General features: G+C 69.3%; 1 protein-coding gene and 1 pseudogene. Both read left to right on the top strand.

The genetic code is table 11. The features are described 5' to 3' along the window. Positions 1–341: pseudogene (locus tag ACFIF2_RS35915) on the top strand (alpha-1,4-glucan--maltose-1-phosphate maltosyltransferase); the annotation flags it as partial. Continuing rightward, positions 338–563 (top strand): alpha-amylase family glycosyl hydrolase (locus ACFIF2_RS35910; protein ID WP_395577491.1); only part of this gene is annotated, 226 nt, incomplete at its 3' end. The pseudogene ACFIF2_RS35915 and the gene ACFIF2_RS35910, both read left to right, overlap by 4 nt.

Below are 563 nucleotides of genomic sequence, written 5' to 3'. Positions count from 1 at the left end.
CCCATCCCGCGCTGCACCGGCTCAGGAACCTCCGCTTCCACCACACCGACAACGACGCGCTCATCGCCTACAGCAAGCGCGTGGGGTCCGACGTCGTGCTGGTGGTGGCCAATCTCGATCCGCACCGCACCCAGGAGGCCACGATCTCGCTCGACATGCCGCAGCTCGGCCTGGACTGGCACGAGTCGGTGCCGGTGCGCGACGAGCTCACCGGCGAGACCTACCACTGGGGCCGCGCGAACTACGTGCGGCTGGAACCCGGCCGGGCCCCCGCTCACGTCTTCCACGTCCGCCGGCCCTCCGCCGCCGCGCCCCAGACCGAAGGGTCCGCAGCCTCATGACCGTGAACGAGCCCGTCCCGGACAAGTTCGAGGACACCCCGGCCAAGGACCGTGACCCGGACTGGTTCAAACGAGCCGTCTTCTACGAGGTCCTCGTCCGCTCCTTCCAGGACAGCAACGGGGACGGCGTCGGCGACCTCAAGGGCCTCACCGCCAAGCTGGACTACCTGCAATGGCTGGGCGTGGACTGCCTCTGGCTGCCGCCCTTCTTCAAGTCCCCCC

Origin of the sequence: Streptomyces sp. BK79 (assembly GCF_044142145.1) — a bacterium.
GTDB lineage: Bacteria > Actinomycetota > Actinomycetes > Streptomycetales > Streptomycetaceae > Streptomyces.
This window is presented reverse-complemented; position numbering and strand designations above follow the sequence as displayed.